The sequence below is a fragment of the Peptoniphilus phoceensis genome (assembly GCF_001517665.2).
Classification (GTDB): Bacteria; Bacillota; Clostridia; order Tissierellales; family Peptoniphilaceae; genus Peptoniphilus_A; species Peptoniphilus_A timonensis.
Genome location: NZ_LN999809.1, coordinates 399883 through 417500 on the forward strand (window position 1 = coordinate 399883; position 17618 = coordinate 417500).

19 protein-coding genes and 1 pseudogene (1 of these 20 running past the window's edge) are annotated in these 17618 nt (G+C 29.4%); 15 read left to right on the plus strand and 5 right to left on the minus strand.

Annotated features, from left to right (window positions below; translation table 11 throughout):
* Positions 1 to 3: 3 nt before the first annotated feature.
* From BN3657_RS06110 to BN3657_RS06135, 6 genes are read left to right on the plus strand one after another with little or no spacing between them, the layout of a single operon-like run.
* A complete protein-coding gene (locus tag BN3657_RS06110; protein ID WP_062552194.1) occupies positions 4 to 1368 on the plus strand; it encodes an MATE family efflux transporter in 1365 nt (454 codons plus the stop codon).
* A gap of 14 nt (positions 1369 to 1382) precedes the next feature.
* Positions 1383 to 1988 (plus strand): peptidylprolyl isomerase, encoded by a 606-nt coding sequence (locus BN3657_RS06115; protein WP_062552195.1) that lies wholly within the window; start codon positions 1383 to 1385, stop codon positions 1986 to 1988.
* Between the two features lie 5 nt (positions 1989 to 1993).
* Positions 1994 to 2596: a thymidine kinase gene (locus BN3657_RS06120; RefSeq protein WP_062552196.1), complete on the plus strand. Its 603-nt coding sequence runs from the start codon at positions 1994 to 1996 to the stop codon at positions 2594 to 2596.
* A gap of 52 nt (positions 2597 to 2648) precedes the next feature.
* A complete protein-coding gene (locus BN3657_RS06125) occupies positions 2649 to 3728 on the plus strand; it encodes a PfkB family carbohydrate kinase (RefSeq protein ID WP_230204191.1) in 1080 nt (359 codons plus the stop codon).
* Positions 3718 to 4641, plus strand: a complete 924-nt coding sequence (locus BN3657_RS06130; RefSeq protein ID WP_062552198.1) for a pseudouridine-5'-phosphate glycosidase — start codon at positions 3718 to 3720, stop codon at positions 4639 to 4641. Before BN3657_RS06125 ends, BN3657_RS06130 begins: the two co-directional genes overlap by 11 nt.
* A complete protein-coding gene (locus BN3657_RS06135; RefSeq protein ID WP_187363624.1) occupies positions 4622 to 5122 on the plus strand; it encodes an acyl-CoA thioesterase in 501 nt (166 codons plus the stop codon). The genes BN3657_RS06130 and BN3657_RS06135 overlap by 20 nt, the downstream gene beginning before the upstream one ends.
* 80 nt (positions 5123 to 5202) lie before the next feature.
* Here BN3657_RS06135 and BN3657_RS06140 read toward each other — a convergent pair whose 3' ends face one another.
* Genes BN3657_RS06140 through BN3657_RS06160 form a run of 5 tightly spaced genes read right to left on the minus strand, consistent with a single transcriptional unit; the run spans position 5203 to position 10217 of the window.
* The gene (locus BN3657_RS06140) at positions 5203 to 5982 is read right to left on the minus strand and encodes an ABC transporter ATP-binding protein (protein ID WP_062552199.1); all 780 of its coding nucleotides are present in this window, start codon (positions 5980 to 5982) and stop codon (positions 5203 to 5205) included.
* The gene (locus tag BN3657_RS06145; RefSeq protein WP_062552200.1) at positions 5960 to 6949 is read right to left on the minus strand and encodes an ABC transporter ATP-binding protein; all 990 of its coding nucleotides are present in this window, start codon (positions 6947 to 6949) and stop codon (positions 5960 to 5962) included. The genes BN3657_RS06140 and BN3657_RS06145 overlap by 23 nt, the downstream gene beginning before the upstream one ends.
* Complete coding sequence (locus BN3657_RS06150) at positions 6946 to 7761, minus strand: ABC transporter permease (protein ID WP_062552201.1); 816 nt, start codon at positions 7759 to 7761, stop codon at positions 6946 to 6948. The genes BN3657_RS06145 and BN3657_RS06150 overlap by 4 nt, the downstream gene beginning before the upstream one ends.
* A gap of 1 nt (position 7762) precedes the next feature.
* Positions 7763 to 8704 carry an ABC transporter permease gene (locus BN3657_RS06155; RefSeq protein ID WP_062552202.1) on the minus strand — a complete coding sequence of 314 codons (942 nt, stop codon included), beginning with the start codon at positions 8702 to 8704 and terminating at the stop codon, positions 7763 to 7765.
* Positions 8697 to 10217 (minus strand): ABC transporter substrate-binding protein, encoded by a 1521-nt coding sequence (locus tag BN3657_RS06160; protein WP_062552203.1) that lies wholly within the window; start codon positions 10215 to 10217, stop codon positions 8697 to 8699. Before BN3657_RS06160 ends, BN3657_RS06155 begins: the two co-directional genes overlap by 8 nt.
* A gap of 168 nt (positions 10218 to 10385) precedes the next feature.
* On the opposite strand from BN3657_RS06160, the gene BN3657_RS06165 reads away from it, so the two are divergent.
* The 9 genes and pseudogenes from BN3657_RS06165 to BN3657_RS08625 all read left to right on the plus strand — a co-directional run.
* Complete coding sequence (locus tag BN3657_RS06165; protein ID WP_062552204.1) at positions 10386 to 10667, plus strand: DUF503 domain-containing protein; 282 nt, start codon at positions 10386 to 10388, stop codon at positions 10665 to 10667.
* Positions 10668 to 10684: 17 nt separating this feature from the next.
* Positions 10685 to 11326, plus strand: coding sequence for an endonuclease III (gene nth, locus BN3657_RS06170; protein WP_062552205.1), 642 nt, complete (start codon positions 10685 to 10687; stop codon positions 11324 to 11326).
* Between the two features lie 5 nt (positions 11327 to 11331).
* Positions 11332 to 12729, plus strand: coding sequence for a VanW family protein (locus tag BN3657_RS06175; protein WP_062552206.1), 1398 nt, complete (start codon positions 11332 to 11334; stop codon positions 12727 to 12729).
* A gap of 106 nt (positions 12730 to 12835) precedes the next feature.
* Positions 12836 to 13417 (plus strand): hypothetical protein, encoded by a 582-nt coding sequence (locus BN3657_RS06180; RefSeq protein ID WP_062552207.1) that lies wholly within the window; start codon positions 12836 to 12838, stop codon positions 13415 to 13417.
* Positions 13408 to 14235 (plus strand): CvfB family protein, encoded by an 828-nt coding sequence (locus BN3657_RS06185; RefSeq protein ID WP_062552208.1) that lies wholly within the window; start codon positions 13408 to 13410, stop codon positions 14233 to 14235. The genes BN3657_RS06180 and BN3657_RS06185 overlap by 10 nt, the downstream gene beginning before the upstream one ends.
* Positions 14222 to 15502, plus strand: coding sequence for a 23S rRNA (uracil(1939)-C(5))-methyltransferase RlmD (gene rlmD / locus BN3657_RS06190; protein WP_062552209.1), 1281 nt, complete (start codon positions 14222 to 14224; stop codon positions 15500 to 15502). The genes BN3657_RS06185 and rlmD overlap by 14 nt, the downstream gene beginning before the upstream one ends.
* Positions 15503 to 15842: 340 nt before the next feature.
* A complete protein-coding gene (locus tag BN3657_RS06195; protein ID WP_062552210.1) occupies positions 15843 to 16250 on the plus strand; it encodes a hypothetical protein in 408 nt (135 codons plus the stop codon).
* Between the two features lie 682 nt (positions 16251 to 16932).
* A complete protein-coding gene (locus tag BN3657_RS06205; protein WP_062552211.1) occupies positions 16933 to 17223 on the plus strand; it encodes a hypothetical protein in 291 nt (96 codons plus the stop codon).
* Positions 17224 to 17580: 357 nt separating this feature from the next.
* Positions 17581 to 17618 (plus strand): annotated as a pseudogene (locus BN3657_RS08625) (IS3 family transposase); its annotated part runs 911 nt beyond the window's last position; the annotation flags it as partial.

Sequence of the window (17618 nt, forward strand, 5' to 3'; positions counted from 1 at the left end):
TAAATGAGGGAAGTCAATTTATTAAAGGGCAATATTTTTTCTGCTCTATTAAAAATGGCTCTGCCTTTAATGGGAACAGCCTTTGTTCAAATGGCATATTCCCTAGTGGATCTGATGTGGTTAGGAAGGCTTTCTACTGATGCAGTTGCTGCTGTGGGAGCTTGTTCCTTTTTGGTATGGATAGCACAAGCTATAACTCTTGTAGCTAAGACTGGAGTTTCTGTTGGACTTTCACAATCTTATGGAAGAAATGATGAAGATACTTCAAAAAAAGTTTGGATAGCTGGTTTTATTTTAAATTTAATCTTGTGTATAAGTTTAATGCTTTTATATATAATTATGAGATTTAAAATTATTGGATTTTATAAACTTGAAGAATCTGTTCACACATTGGCAACTGATTATCTCTTAATAGTAAGCTGTGGGCTTATATTTACATTTTTAAATCCAATTATGTCAGCTGCTTTTTTTGCTAAGGGAAATTCTATTACACCTTTTAAAATTTCAATAATTTCTCTTTTAATAAATTTAATTTTGGACCCTTTTCTAATCTTTGGAATTTTCTTTTTTCCAAATCTTGGAATAAAGGGAGCTGCTTTAGCTACTGTTCTCGCACAAATGATAGCAAGTTTTTTGTATCTCTATGTGGGAATTCAAAATAGAGAAATTTTTGTAAGAACTAATTATTTTAATATTCCAGAAATATCACATTTTAAATCTATTTTAAATTTGGGTTTACCTGCTTGTTTACAATCCATGATTCATGCAATGGTTAGTATGATTTTAAATAGGTATACGGCAAGTTATGGAGCAATTTATGTAGCAGTTTATTCTATTGGTTCTCAGATAGAATCAATATCTTGGATGACAGCTGATGGATTTTCTGTTGCATTTTCTGCTTTCTTTGGGCAAAATTTTGGTGCAAAGAATTTTGATAGGCTTCATGATGGAAGGAAAGAAGCTATGAAAATAGTAAATATAATTGGAATTTTTTCTAGCTTGCTATTATTTTTCTTTGCAGAAAAATTATTTACTCTATTTATTCCAGGGGATCCTAAGGCAATATTAAAGGGAATTGATTATTTAAAAATTGTATCTATTTCAGAATATTTTATGACACTTGAGATAGGAACAACAGGAATGCTAAATGGTCTTGGACTTACAAAATATCCAGCTTTAAACGCTATGATACTAAATATTTTAAGATTACCAATGGCACTTATTTTCATGCCAATTTTTGATGTAAATGGAGTATGGATGGCAATGGGCTTATCATCTGTATTAAAGGGAATATTTTTAACTATAGCTTATTATTATTTGCGTAAAAAGACAGATGGTTTTAGAATTAATATGAGAAGTTACGTATGAAAGGAGACAAATAAATGTTAAAACAATTTGAAAAACCTGCACTTGGTGAAAAAATTGCAGTACTTAAAACTAATAAAGGTGATATAAAAATTAGATTATTTGAAGAAGCAGCACCACTTGCTGTTGAAAACTTCATTTCACTTATAGAAGATAAATATTATGATGGAATTATTTTTCATAGAGTTATAGAAAACTTTATGATTCAAGGTGGAGATCCAAGTGGAACTGGTCGTGGCGGCGAAAGTAAGTGGAAAAAAGCTTTTAAAGATGAATTTAATTTAAATTTTAGAAATTTTAGAGGAGCACTTTCTATGGCAAATGCTGGACCAAATACTAATGGTTCACAATTCTTTATAGTCCAAGGAGATAAAATTTCTCCCGATTTAATTAATCAAATGAAAGATGCAGGAGAAGAAAATGGTTATCCAAAAGAAATAGTAGATGCTTATGAAGAGTTTGGCGGAGCATTTTGGCTAGATGGAAAGCATACTGTTTTTGGACAAGTTTTTGAAGGCATGGATGTAGTAGATGATATTGCAAAGACAAGAGTAGGATTTATGGATAAACCTGTTAACGATATTGTAATAGAAGAAGCTCTTGTTGAAGAATATAAGGGATAAAAATAATGCATCAATATAGAGGAAGAATGATTTTACACACTGGTTCAATGTTTTCAGGTAAGACTAGCTCTCTTGAGAAAGATTTAAAAAGATTTTCAATTGCAAATTATAAGGTAGTTGCCTTTAAGCCCCTTGTAGACAAGAGATATGCAAAAAATGAAATAGTTACTCACGATAAGGTGAGTCTTGAAGCGCTTGAAATTGAATCAATTACAGAAATTTTAGACTATGCAAAAAAGAATTCTCCACAAGTTATTGGAATAGATGAAGTACAATTTTTATGCGATTCTCCAGAAATTGTATTGGAAAATTTGGAAAAAATTCTTGAGATGGGAATAACCATAGTTATTGCAGGCTTAGATATGGATTATATGGCTAAGCCTTTTGAGATTGTAAAGGAAATAATGCCTAAGGTCGATTATTTAAATAAACATCATGCTGTTTGTAAAAGATGTGGTACTGATGCTTGGGTATCTCATAGAAAAATAAAAAGTGACAAAAGAGTAGAACTTGGAGCAGTAGAAGAATACGAACCACTTTGTCGAAATTGTTATAGAGAAGCAAGAGCTGAAGATAAATTAAAAGAAAATCAAGAAAAATTTTTATAAGACTATTGACAACCTCTAATCATTTGATTACAATTTAAGTAAATGATTAGAGGTGATTTTTTTGACTCCAAGGGAAAAAGAGATAATAAATCTACTAAAGAAAAACCCAAAAATGTCACAGCAAGAGATAGCTGATGAGTTAAATATTACAAGGTCTGGAGTTTCCACTCATATAAATAATTTGATGAGCTCAGGTCACATCTTGGGAAGAGGTTATATTTTAAGAGAAGACAGTTATGTTGCAATCTTAGGTGGCTGCAATATGGATATAACAGGATCTTGTTTTGACTATTTAAAAGAAAGAGATTCTAACCCAGGTAGGATTGAATATTCTAGTGGAGGAGTTGCTAGAAATATTTGCGAAAATCTAGCAAGGCTTGGTATAAATACCAGTCTTTTATCAGTTGTAGGAAAAGACGATGCTGGTAAAAATATTTTAAGTGAACTTGATAGGATTAATGTAGATAGCTCAAAAATTTTAATAAGTGAAGGAATAACTCCACACTATCTTGCTATATTAGACGAAACGAGAGACATGTATGTTGCAATTTCTGATATGGATCTAATAAAAAATATTGACGAAGATTATGTTGAAAAAAATAGAAAAATAATTGAAAATTCAGAATTTACAATAATGGATACAAATTTAGAAGAGAAAACTCTAGATTATGTCCTAAAAAATGTAAAGGCTAAATTTTTAGTAGATGGTGTTTCTACAAAAAAAGTTATAAAAATAAAAAATCTTTTAGAAAAAATTTATTTTTTAAAAGTAAATATTTATGAAGCACAGGCTTTATCAGATATAAATACAGATGACGTTGAAAAACTTGGAGCAGATTTAATAAATAAGGGTTTAAAAAGTCTTGTTATAACAGCAGGAAATAAAGGTTCTTATTATTTTGAAAAAGATTTTAAAATTTTTAGAAAGCCAAAGGAAGTTAAAGTTGTCAGTGCCAGTGGTGCTGGTGATGCCTTTATGTCAGGTTATGCCTATGGACTTTATAATGATTTTGATGTCGAAAAACGTATGTCTTCAGCGGAAGCTGCTGCTAGGATCACCCTAAAAAGTGTAAATTCTTGTTCAAAGGAAATGAATGAAAATAATTTAAAAGGAGAAATTTATGATAAATAATGAAATTTTAAAAAAATATGTAGAATACAGTGATGAAGTTAAAAAAGCAATGGAAGAAGGCAAAGCTGTTGTTGCTCTTGAATCAACAATAATTTCTCATGGAATGCCTTATCCACAAAATATTGAAACTGCTAAAGCTTGTGAAGAAATAATTAGAAAAAATGGTGCTGTACCAGCAACAACTGCTATAATCGGTGGAAAAATTAAGATTGGATTAAATGAAGAAGAGTTAGAATTTATGGCAACTTCAAAAGATATTATTAAAGCATCAAGAAGAGATTTTGCTTATATTGTTTCTAGAGGACTTAATGGAGCTACAACAGTTGCATCAACAATTATTGCATCAAGACTTGCAGGGATTAAAATTTTTGTCACAGGTGGACTTGGTGGAGTTCACAGACATGCAGAAACAACTTTTGATATTTCAAGAGACCTTGAAGAACTTGCATCAAATGATATTATGATTGTTTGTGCTGGTTGCAAATCAATTTTAGATATTGGTCTTACTCTTGAATATCTAGAAACTAAAGGAGTTCCAGTTTTTGGATATCAAACTGATTCTATGCCAGCATTCTTTACAAGAAAAAGTGAATTTAAAGTTGATTATAATATTAAAAATCCTAAAGAAGCAGCAGAAGCAGCAAAAACTCAATGGGATCTTGGTTTGACTGGAGGAATTCTTCTTACAAATCCTATTCTAGAAAAAGATTCAATGGACGAAGAAAAAATTAATAAAGCAATAGAGGAAGCTTTAAAAGAAGCAGAAGAAAAGGGAATTCATGGAAAAGAAACTACTCCTTTCTTACTTTCAAAAGTGCTTGAAGTAACAGAAGGAAAATCTCTTGAAGCTAATATTGCTCTTGTTAAAAATAATGCGAGATTAGGTGCTGAAGTTGCAAAATTCCTATACTAATTCAAAAAAAGTTTCTGAATCAAAAGTAATTTTCACTTACGGTGTCATGCCAACAGATTTAAATACTGGGGGCACACTTTATGGACCAAGATTATTTGAAATTGCAGATCACAACTCTGGAACTTGTGCAATAAGACACACTAGGGGAAGGGTTGCCACAATTTCTTGTGATACACTCACTTTTTTAAAACCAATTAATGAAGGAGATTTTTTAACTGCAGAAACTTTTATATCAGGAGTAGGTAATACTTCTGTTGAAGTTTTTACAAAATTTACAAAAGAAGCACCAATGACAGGTGAGACTGAATTGGCTGCCTTTTGTTTTTTAACTTTTAAATGTAAGGGAACTGAAGCAGGAAAAATTCCAGCTATTATTGGAGAAAGTCTTGAAGAGAAAAAAATAATTGAAGGATACGAAAACAGACGACAAATTAATAAAATTCGACAAAAAAATAATAATGAATTAAAAGAATTTCTATAATAAAAAAAGAACTGACTTCACTCAATTGGTTTAAATCCAATTTTGTGGTCAGTTCTTTTTATATACTTATTTTTTTGATGTTAATCTAATTTTATAGATGAAAAAAGTTTTTTTGTATATTCATTTCTATTAGGATCTTTTAAATCTTCGGTCTTAAATAAATCAACTAATTCACCCTTAAAAAGGACTCCTATTCTGTCACATAAGTATGAAATAACATTTAAATCATGAGAAATAAATAGACAAGTAAAATTATACTCTTCTTGTAACGACTTTATTAGATTTAAAATTTGTGCTTGAATACTTACATCAAGGGCAGAAACACCTTCATCTATAATTAAAAATTCTGGATCAATTATGAGTGCCTGACCAATGGCAATTCTTTGTTTTTGTCCACCAGATAAACTGCTTGGATATTGATTTAAAATATCTTCTTCTAATTCAATGTCCTTTAATACTTTTAAAACTTTTTCGTTTTTTTCTTCTTCACTATAGACCTTGTGAATATTTAAAATTTCCTTTAGTGAAAATCCAATTGTCTTTTTTGGATTTAGGGCAGAGTAGGGATTTTGGAAAACTACCTGAAGTTCTTTTCTGTAATTAAAAAGTTCTTCCTTTGAAAATTTTGAAATATCTTTGCCCTTAAAATAAATCTTGCCCTCATTTTCTTTGACTAGTCTTAAAATAATATTTGCCAGTGTAGTTTTACCAGAACCACTTTCTCCAACAAGTCCAAAAATTTCTCCCTTATTAATAGTGAAATTAATATTTTTGAGAGCAACATTTTCTTTTTTTCTAAAAATTAGTGAAGAAGATTTATAAATTTTTCCAATATTTTCAACTTTTAGTATCTCTTCCATTTTCATCTCCAAATAAATGACAATTTACTTTGTGTCCATTAAAATCTTTAGTTTCTGGAAATTTATTTTTACAAATCTCCATTGTGTGATCGCACCTATCCCAAAAAGGACATCCATAGTTACTTCTGTTTTTTAGAGCAGGAACCTTACCTCTAATATTATAGAGTTTTTCGCCTCTCTTTTTATAAGAAGGAACGGCCTTAATAAGTGCCTTAGTATAGGGATGCATTGGATTTTTAATAAGTTCTTCAGTTGACGCTGATTCCACAATTCTTCCAGCATACATAACTAAAACTCTCTTTGAAATTCTCTCTATTAAATTTAAATCGTGAGATATAAAAAGAATTGCTCCATTATAAAGTTTGCTAATATCTTTAAATAGTTCGATAATTTGTTTTCCAATATTGGCATCAAGTGCAGTAGTTGGTTCATCAGCTATTAAAACATAAGGATTAGCAATTAAACTCATTGCTATTACAATTCTTTGTTGCATTCCTCCAGATAATTCATGAGGATATTTGTTATAAACTGTCTCAGCATCTCTTAATCCACACTTTTCCATAGTTTCTAAAACTAGTTTTTTGTTTTTTTCTTTTGGAAAATCATAATGGATTTGAAGAACTTCTTCTATTTGTTTTCCAACTTTTTGTAGAGGATTAAGAGCTGATCCTGGTTCTTGAAAAATTGTTGAAATAGATCTTGCTCTATATTTTTGCCATTCTTCTTCAGAAATGTGTAAAACTTCTTTATCCTTTAATTTACATGATCCAGAAACTATGTGGGCATCTAAACTTTGAATTCCTAAAACAGTTTGAGTTGCAACAGTTTTTCCACAACCACTTTCTCCAACTAAACCTACAAAATCTTTTTCATAGAGGTCAAAACTAATGTGGTTTACAGCATTTTTTAATTCTCCATTTAATTTAAAAGCAACTGTAAGATCTTTTACTTCTAATAATTTGTTCATCCTTTTTTCTCCTTAAGTCTTTTGTTTCTAAAGTTTTCTCCAAATAATGTAAAACCTAGTACTAAAAGAGAAAGATTCACTCCAGAAAATATAAAATACCAAGGTGCTTGTGAAAAATATGATTGAGATTCTTTTAGCATCCTGCCCCAAGATGGGTGAGGTGGGCGAACTCCAAGTCCTAAATAGGAAAGTCCAGCCTCAGATAAAATTGCAGCAGAAATTGATAAAATAATTGCAACCATAAGTTGATTTTTTATATTTGGAAAAATATGATTTTTTGCTATATAAAAGGGACTTGCACCTTTTACTATAGCTGATTTTACAAAAACAGCTTCTTTAACTTGTAAAAAACCACTTCGCACGACTCTTGCAAAATAAGGAATTGACATAGTACCAATAGCTATTATTGTGTTCATAATTCCTGCACCAAATACAAAAACTAGCATCATTGCAAATAATATACCTGGAAATGCCATAAGAGAATCTATAAATCTCATTAAGACTTCATCAACATTTCCTCCAAAATATCCAGCGGACCCACCAATTATAGATCCAAATATTAGAGCAAAAAACACTGTTCCAAAAGAAAGTAAAACTGTAATTTTTGTTCCTTCCATAATTCTAGATAAAATATCTCTTCCCATATTGTCTGTGCCAAAAAGATGTGCTAGGGAAGGAGAAAGAAATTTATCATTTGTCACAATTTCATTGGGATCATAGGGAGTCCAGAAAATTGAGATAACAAATACTAAAAGATATACTAATAAAATTATTTTTCCTATTTTTATTGAAAGTTTATTTTCTCTTATCATATTAACCTCTTATCCTTGGATCAACTATTCTGTAAAGAATATCCACAATTAGATTTATGATTATAACCATAAAAGCAACAGCAAAAACAACTGATTGAATTAGAGGGAAATCTCTAGAAGAAATTGATTGAACAATTAAAGATCCTATACCAGGTAGAGAAAAAACATTTTCTACTATCAGGCTTCCTCCAACACTTGAAGTAATACTAATGCCAATAATTGTTATAACTGGGATAAGAGCATTTCTCAAAACGTGTTTATATAAAATATCCTTTAGCAAAAGTCCCTTCATCCTAGCAGTTCTTACATAATCCTTATTTATTTCATCTAGAATAGCTGATTGCATATATCTAATAATAGTTGCAATGTTGGGTATAGCTATTGCCAGAGATGGAAGGAAAAACTTATATAATTTTTGAAAAAAGTTTCCACTCATTGCATTATAAGAAAGAGTATTGAACCAGCCCAGTTTAACTGCAAATACATAAATAAGAAGAAAGGCAAGCCAAAAAGATGGAATTGAAATTCCAAGTTGGGTTATGGCTGTAATAATTGATGCATACCATTTATCAGATTTTGCAGTTATTTGTATTGAAAGTGGAATTGCAATAATAAGTGATAAGAATAGGGAAAAAAATGTTAAATATAAAGTTACAGGAAGTTTCTTAAAAAAAAGATCCTTTACAGGAACTTGATATTTTAAAGAAGTACCCATATTAAATTTTAATATATCCTTAATCCAATTTGCATATCTTACTAAAATAGGTTTATCAAGTCCCAGCTCTTTTTCAAGAGCTAGAACTTGAGCTTCATCCGCTTCTGTTCCTAAAATTATCTCTGCTGGATTGCCAGGTAAAACCTGAAATACAAAGAAAATTATTAGACTTACAAAAAATAATGTAAGAAAAAGGGATATAAGCTTTTTAAATAAAATTTTACTCATTTTCTAATTTTACATCCTCAAGGTTTAATTTTTGAATAGGGTATTGGTTAAGACCAGTTAGTCCTTTTCTTAGTGCTTGATTGTTATCTGGGTCAGCAATAAATACTGAAGCTGCTTCTTCAGCAAGAATTCTTTGAGCTTCTTTAATATTTGTTATGCCTTCTTCTTTTGTAGAAGCTTTTTCTGCATTTGCTATAGCTTTATCAAAGGCATCTGATTTGAAGTTAATATAGTTCTTTTCGTTTTCTGAAGTATATCTTCCTAAAATTTGGATTGGATCAAGATAGCCAATGAATCCAACAACTGTTGCTTCATAATCTCTATCCTTATAAACTTTAGTAAGCCAAGTTGAAAATTCTATTGGGTCTATTGTAACTTCAACTCCTACCTTGTGAAGTTGTGCCTGAATAATTTCTGCTGTATTCATGTGATATTTATAGTCACTAGGAACAGTCATCTTAAATTTAAGTCCATTTTCATAACCTGCTTCTTTTAATAGAACCTTAGCTTTTTCAGCATCATGTGGATAATATTCACCAAGATCTTCGAAATAATCTTTTAATGCTGGAGAAAAAGAAGAGAATAGTTTTGTTGCATTTCCTTCTGCAGCATTTTTAATTATTTCATCTCTGTCAATTGCATAATTAAGTGCTAGTCTTACATTTTTGTCTTGGAATGGCTTAAAATCATTATTTAAACCCATTACTTGAACTAAATTTTGTGGAAATCTTTCAATTGTACAAGCATCTTCAAGCTGATCAGCTTCTTCAGAAGAAATACGATCAGCTAAATCCAAGTCGCCACTTTGAAGTGCCATAATCATAGTTTGTCTGTCAGCAATTTTTATTACTTCAATATTTTCAAAGTGAGCTAAATGATCTTTTTTGTGATAATCTTCAAATTTCTTTAATTTAAGACCTTCACCTGGAGTATAAGACTCAAACATATAAGGTCCAGTTCCTATAGGTTTTGTTCCATTATCTTTATAATCTTTTTCCACAATTGGTCTTAAAGTTAAATAGATAAAACCATTTTGTCTTTCTTTCAAATGAACTCTAATATTATATTCATCAATTACATCAATTTTATCGATGATTGAGAATTTTGTTGATAGAGGTTCCTTTGATGTTAAACCTGCCATAGCGTCGTAAGTATATAAAACATCTTCGGCGCTAAATTTTTTACCATCGTGGAAACTAACATCCTTCTTTAACTTAAAGTCATAGGTTTTTCCATCTTCTGAGACAGAATAACTCTCTGCTAAATCGGGAATCAAGTTTCCTTCTGTGTCCACATCAAATAATCCGTCAAAAACTTGATCCATTATTGTTTCAGTATCTCCTGCTGTCATCTTAAATGGGTCAAGTGAATCGATATCAGTAGACATTGCTACTCTTAGTGTGTTTTCTTCACCCTTTTTATCACTATCTCCTGCCTTGTCCTTTGAATTAGAACATCCTGCTAGAAGTAGTACTCCTAGAAAAAGAGTTAAGACTAAAGTAATCCTTTTCATGATTCCTCCTAAAAATATTTATTTGCGGTCTTACCGCGATTAAAATATAACATATAATTTACTTAATTTCCATGTAAATAATGTAATTTTTGTATATATTTAATAATTATCCTTAATAAAAATTTTTTTGGATAAAAAGAAAATCTTATTCATGTTATAATAACTATTATGATAATAGGAATATGTATTTGCGAAATTTTTATTTTTAACGCAAACTCTCTCAAATCGAAGAGGTCTGTAGTTAAAAGTATTATTGAAAAATCAAAAAATAGATTTAATATTTCAATTGCTGAAGTAGGAGAAAATGACAAGTGGCAAAAAGCCATTATTGCCTTTTCAACTATATCTAATGATCAAAAAATTGTTGAAGGAACTATTGATAAGGTTATAAATTTTTTTGATTCTTATAGCGAAATTGAAATTATAGATATAAAAAGAGAAATTTTATAAAAATAAGGGGAATAGAGATGAAGGGAATTTTAAGCTATGATGAAGCTGATAAATGCCTTGATATATTAGAAGAAACTTATCCAGATGCTCACTGTGAATTAGAGCATAAAAATCCTTTTGAACTTTTGGTTGCAACCATTTTATCTGCTCAATGCACAGATGTCAGGGTAAATAAGGTAACAGCTGAAATGTTTAAAAAATATAATAAGCCAGAAGATTTTGCCAATATGGATATTAATAAATTAGAAGATCTTATAAGAGAATGTGGTTTATATAGGAACAAAGCAAAAAATATTAAGGCATCTTCTGATGTTATTTTAGAAGAATTTAATGGGAAAGTTCCGGAAACTATAAATGAACTTATGAAACTACCTGGAGTTGGGAAAAAAACAGCAAATGTTGTTGCTTCAACTTGTTTTGGAGTTCCAGCTATAGCTGTTGATACTCATGTTTTTAGAGTTAGCAATAGAATAGGTTTTGTAAAAGAAAAAAATGTATCATCAACAGAGAAAGCTCTGCAAAATAAAATAGATAAGAGTAGATGGACAAAGGCTCATCATTTATTTATTTTTCATGGAAGAAGATGTTGCACAGCAAGAAATCCTAAATGTGATTTTTGTACAGTAAAAGATTTTTGTAAATATCATAAGGAGATATAACTTAAATGAAAAAATTAAGCAATAAAATTTTAAATGGAAATAAAAAGCTGCTTATTGTAATAGCTTTTATTTTGATGCTAATTTTTGTTTCCGTAATGTATTTTACAAATGAATCTTTAAATAACAAGATTCACAAGGGTATTAAAATTGAAGATGTTGATGTTTCAAATTTATCTAAAGAAGAGGCTCTAAAAAAAGTAAAAATAGCTACAGATGAAAAAATCGAAAATAAAAAAATTAATTTTTATTATGATGATAGTGATATTAATATAGGCCTCAAAGAATTTGGATATAAAATGGATTTAGACAAGGCCGTTGATGAAGCTTATAACTATGGCCGCAGCAAAAATGTCTTTGGAAACTATCTTGATTTAATGTCTAGCTTGTTATTTAAGAAAAATATTGTAGCAGATTCTTCTTTTGATGAAATCAAAAGAGATAGGGTAATTTCTAATTTGGGAAAAGAAATTTTCAAAAGCCCAGAGGACGCTCATGCTATTATAAATGAAGATGGGAGTGTAAAAATTGCTGATTCAGAGATTGGAAGATATCTTGATTTAAATGAAACTAAGACCTTACTAGACGAAGATTTGCTTAAAAAAGATAAAATAGAACTTCCAGTTTATAAAACAGAACCAAAAATTTATTCTTCTTATTTTGATGGAATTAATAAAGTTTTAGGAGATTTTAGTACAGACTACTCTTCTTCAATAAATAACAGAAAAGAAAATATAAAAATTGCATCTTCTAAATTTAACAATTTAAAATTAAATCCCGGTGATGAAATTTCTTTTAATGATGTTGTTGGAGAAATCACAGAGGAGACTGGATTTAAAAGTGCAACAGTAATTGTCGGTGGAGAATACGAAAGTGGAATCGGCGGAGGAATTTGTCAAGTTTCCACAACCTTATATAATTCTTTAATTTTATCTGATCTTGAAATAATTGAAAGACATAATCACTCTAGACCAATTAATTATGTAGATCTTGGGACAGATGCTGCAGTAGCTAGTGGATATAAGGATTTAAAATTTAAAAATAATACAAAAAATCCAATTTTAATATTGTCTGAAGCGGATGGAGAAAAATTAGATTTTAAAGTCTTAGGAAATAGTAGTGACAGAGATTATGAAGTAAAAATATTAGCAGAAAGATTAGGAGTAGTGAGTCCAGATGTAAAAACAATTTATTCTGAATCTATTCCTGAGGGGGAAACCCTAGTAAGAGAAAGTGGAAAAAATGGTTATTCTTATAAAACCTATAAAGAAATCATAAAAAACGGTGAAGTTCTCGAGAAAAAAGAAATTTCAAATTCATATTATGTGCCAAAGGATAAAGTATTAGTAGTTGGTACTGGAATTTCAAATGACTCTGATGACGTTGATGAAGAAGATGAAGATTAATAAGGGCTTAGGCTCTTATTTTTTTATAATAAAAATTGATCTTACATTATCAATGAGTAATTTAATTAAATAGCATTGATCTTGAGATTTATGATAGAATAGCATTATGAAAATATTTGATGTATTTAAAAAGAAAAAGTCAATTTATAGAATTCTTTTAGAAAACAATTTTGATTTAAATAAATTATCTGAAGTCAAGGATTTTAATTTATCTGATGGATCTTATGAACTTAGTATCTTAAAAGGTGAAGAACAACTTACCCATGTAAATACTAAAGAGATAAATAAAGCTGTTGATGATTACTATCTTAGGGATAATAAGGCGATAGATGAATTTGAAGATTTTTTTAAAAATAATAAGGCCCTTGAAGCAGAAAGAAATTTTTTAACATATTTACTGCAAAAAATAGAATTTGATGAAAGTATATTAATTGGTCTTTCTATTTTACTTATGAGAGATTCTAAAAATGAAGAATCTGTAAAGTTTGGTATGCTTTTGACCAAATATTACAACTTGATAGAAGTTAGAAGAGCCTATGAAATATTTTTAAACTTATTAAAACATCCAGCTTTTATATATTATGGATTAAATGTTTTAAAAAATATAGATTACGGTATAATTGATGATTTATATGAAAATATGACCGATGTTGGAAAAGAAATAGTAGAGGAGAAAGCATGGAATTAGGAAAAATACAAACACTTAAAGTTGCTTCAAAAAAAGATGGAATTATAAAACTATCAGATGCAAATGGAGAAAAAGTTTCACTTGCAAAAGGTGAAGGAGAAAAATTAAAAGTTGGAGAAGAAGTCGAAGCCTTTGTTTATAATATTCATGAAGAATTTGAAGCAACATTAAAAAGGCCCTATGCTCAAGTGGGTGAATTAAAAAAGTTAAGAGTTGTCGATAAGGCAAAGGTTGGTTACTTTGTTGATAATGGAATAGGAAAAGATATTTTTCTACCATTTAAAGAAAGTTTTGGAAGACTCACTGTTGGAGATGAATATCTTTTTTATTTATACCACGATAAAAGTGATAGACTTGCACTAACAATGAATATTAAAGACAAATTAAGCACAGAGGGACATTTAAAAGTAAATGATATTGTAAAAGGAACAATTTATAGTATTGGAAGACCTGGAGCCTTTGTTGCAATTGAAAATAAATATGACGGTATGATACCAATTGAAGAAATAAAGGGGATTCATAAAATTGGTGAAGAAGTGGAAGCAAGAGTTCAAAGAATTTTAAAAACTGGATTTATAACTTTGACATTTAGAGAAAAAGCATATAAGCAAATAGATGCTGATTCAGATTTAATCTTAGAACTTCTTGAAGACAATGGCGGAGTACTTGAACTTGGAGACAAATCTGACCCAGAACTTATAAAAGATTTAACTGGTCTTAGTAAAAAAGCTTACAAAAGGGCTGTTGGACATTTATACAAAAATAGAAAAATTAATATTTATGATACGAAAATAGAGTTGAAACATGGAAGAAAATAAATTTATAGGGGAAATTTTAGACTTTGACTTCAAAGGGCTTGGAATGACAAAACTTAATGGAAAACCAGTATTTTTAGATGCTGGTGTAATAGGAGATAAAGTCGAATTTATAGTTACAAAAAATAAAAAGAATTTCTCAAAAGGGAAAATAACTAATACTATAAAAAAATCAAAGGACAGAGTGGAAAGCCCCTGTCCTTATTTTAAAGAATGTGGTGGATGCGATTTCTTAAACTATTCTGATGAAAAAGAATTAAAGTGGAAGGAAAAGGACGTAAATAAAAATTTAAATCGACTTGCAGAATTAAATATTGAAGTCCAAGAAGTTATAGATTCACCTGAAAAAATCAAATATAGAAATAATATGCAATTTCAAGTCAGAGATGGAAAAATTGGACTTTTTGCAAAAAATTCTAAAGAAATAATTCCTATAAAAAATTGCATTATGCAGAGAGATTCAGCAAATGAAGTTTTAAGAATAATGTGGAAATATAAAAAACTAAAGGACTTAAAAAGAATTGGAATTAGAACAAATTATAAGGGAGAAGTCCTTTTAATACTCGTGTCCAAAAAAGGAAAGCTTGAAATTAAAGATATTCTCTCAGATTTAATTGATTTAGGAGTCAGGTCAATTTATATAAATTATAACAAGGAAGATAGAACTCACTATTCAAGAGAATTTGAAAAAATATTTGGTGATGGCTCTATAGAAGAGGAACTTTTAGGAATAAAATATAAAATTTCTCCAGAATCTTTTTTCCAAATCAATAGACTTGCAACAGAAGAATTATATAAAAAAGCGATAGAATATCTCAATCCTAAAGAAGATGATAAAATCTATGACTTATACTGTGGAGTTGGATCAATTTCACTTTCAGTAGCGAGAAGAGAATGTGATGTAACAGGAATAGAAATAGTAGATAGTGCTGTTGACGATGCGAGAGAAAATGCAGAAAACAACAAAATTGAAGCAAGATTTGTAAAAGGATCAGCAGAAGAAGCCATAGAAAAACTTTGGGAGGAAGAAAAAAAATACCCTAATAAAATAATAGTCGACCCTCCAAGAAAGGGCTTAGACGAAAAATTAGTAAACTTTTTAAAAGAAAATCCAGTGGATAGAATAGTTTACATATCATGTAATCCAGCAACCCAAGCGAGAGATTTAAAATCCCTAAAAGAAATCTATAATGTGGAAAAAGTAGCATTAGTTAATTTATTTCCAAATACAGCTCACGTTGAGACTGTAGTATTGATGTCAAGAGAATAGGATAAGATGTTACAAGATTGTTGGTATCAATGGCTTTTAGGATTGTTGAAAGAAACCTTAAAACCATTTTTCTATTAGAAAAACACCTTGTGGGAACAGTTCAAGTGTAGATTATTGCAGGGTGTGTAGACACTATGGATATTTTAGATGGAGTGAACAGGATGGATAATATCAGACTGCTTATCATATAATAAAAATGATATAATATTAATTAGGTTGAATTAAGGACTTCAATATGCATAAAAAAATAAATCTCATTATTCCAATTGGAAGATTGGCTTAGGATAAAATTAAACATTCCTGGAAAATATGGTATTCTAATTTTGTGTGGTGATGAACTATGAACAAAAAATTAAAAAGAAAATTAAAAAGAGAAGATAGATTAAAAAATTTTTATTTAAAATTTAAACAAAGCAGACTATATTATGGAGTGATGATTTTAATTATATTGTTAGGTCTTTTGTTTTTTCCAACAGGAAATATTATTTTTGAAGTCTTTTCCAAAGGACCATTTATTGCAGGACCCTATATAATGCTAACCCTTATGTTTTTTGCATTTGCTTTTTACAAAAATATATATTTATATCTATTTGTTATAGGCCTATTTATAATTAGCTCATTCATATCATTTGTTGGTGTAGCCATGGGCAGTACAAATGGTGATGAATTGTTGCTTTTTTTCCTACCAATTGTGATATTATTAGTAATAAACATATGTATAGCCTTATTTACGTATAAATATAAATAAAAAATATCTTTTCAATGGTATGTTTTCTGTAGTGAACAGGAGACATACCATTTTATCTATTGGATCTTAGTCAAATAGCCTTATGGTCAGGGAAATATCCAAAAGTAAAAGAAAGTTTGGAAAATAAAGAAAATATCTTCACCTATTTAGAATATCCTAAATAAATAAGACCTAGTATATAGACAAACAAAATAAGGGAATCATTTAAGAAACAGTTAAATAAGCGTTTTTAGAAAATCAGGAATTAGAAATAGAACGCTATAATGAAGAATTGGTAAGAAAACTAGTAGAGAAGATAGTCATTTATGAAAAAAGTTTAAAGTAATATTCAAATCAGGACTTGAAGTTGAAATAGAAAATTGACAGGGATAAAAAGTAAATATACAATAGAAATAACAGTACCCGACACGCCTCTTAATAATGCGGTGTAAGTCGGGTCTTTTGATTGCAAAAAAGCCCCGCCACGTATGGCAAGGGCTTGTTCCTTATCAATATTGTAAAAGGAAATTTTATTAATTCTAGTACTTGTAGAAATAAAATTTGTATGCATAGAAACTATAAAGATATTAAGAGTGGTTTATAATCAATCAATTAGTGGTCATATTTCCACATACGAGGCTTTTGAAAATTTGTTAGTTTTATCCATACTGACCACTCAAGTCACGCGGAGACGGTAGCTCTGTTGTCCAAACTAAATACAGAACATCATTTAGACATAGAAATAGGGGAAGATGAATTATCTGAAATTGACTTTTCAAAAGACGCAACTTATGGAGAAATTAAAAAGTATGTGTTAGATAAATACGGACTAAAAGTTTCAAGCCTATATATTGCACAAATAAAAAGGAAATATGGTCTAATAGAGAGAGAAAATTATAATTTTAGTAAGAAAGAAAATCAAAGAGTGCCAAATTGCCCAAAAGAAAAAGAAAAAGCAATCGAAGATGCTTTAGAGCATTTTGGAATGATTTAAATAATATCTAAGATTGAAAATTTTAAAATTAAGACTTAAAAACTTTAAGCTTAAAAAGATATGTACTTCTTATATAACCTAAGAAGATTAATTGAAAATCAGGGGAACGATGATGGTAAAATAAAAAATTTTAACAACTAAAGAAGAATTAGGCATTATTGCCAAAGAGGTTTTTATGAAGTTAAAAATACTGAAAAAGACTTGTTAGAATTGAAAATTTTAGATCATTGTGCAGGGTTTCGTGTCATAATAGTGATAGAGGCAAATAGTTATGTAAATATAAAGAGTTCAAGACTTCTACCAAAGTTTAAAACTCAAAAAATAAATAGTTGGTGTGCTGCTTAGAGTAACCATTTTGATAATGTGGATGCGAAACAAAAAGAGATAATCAGACT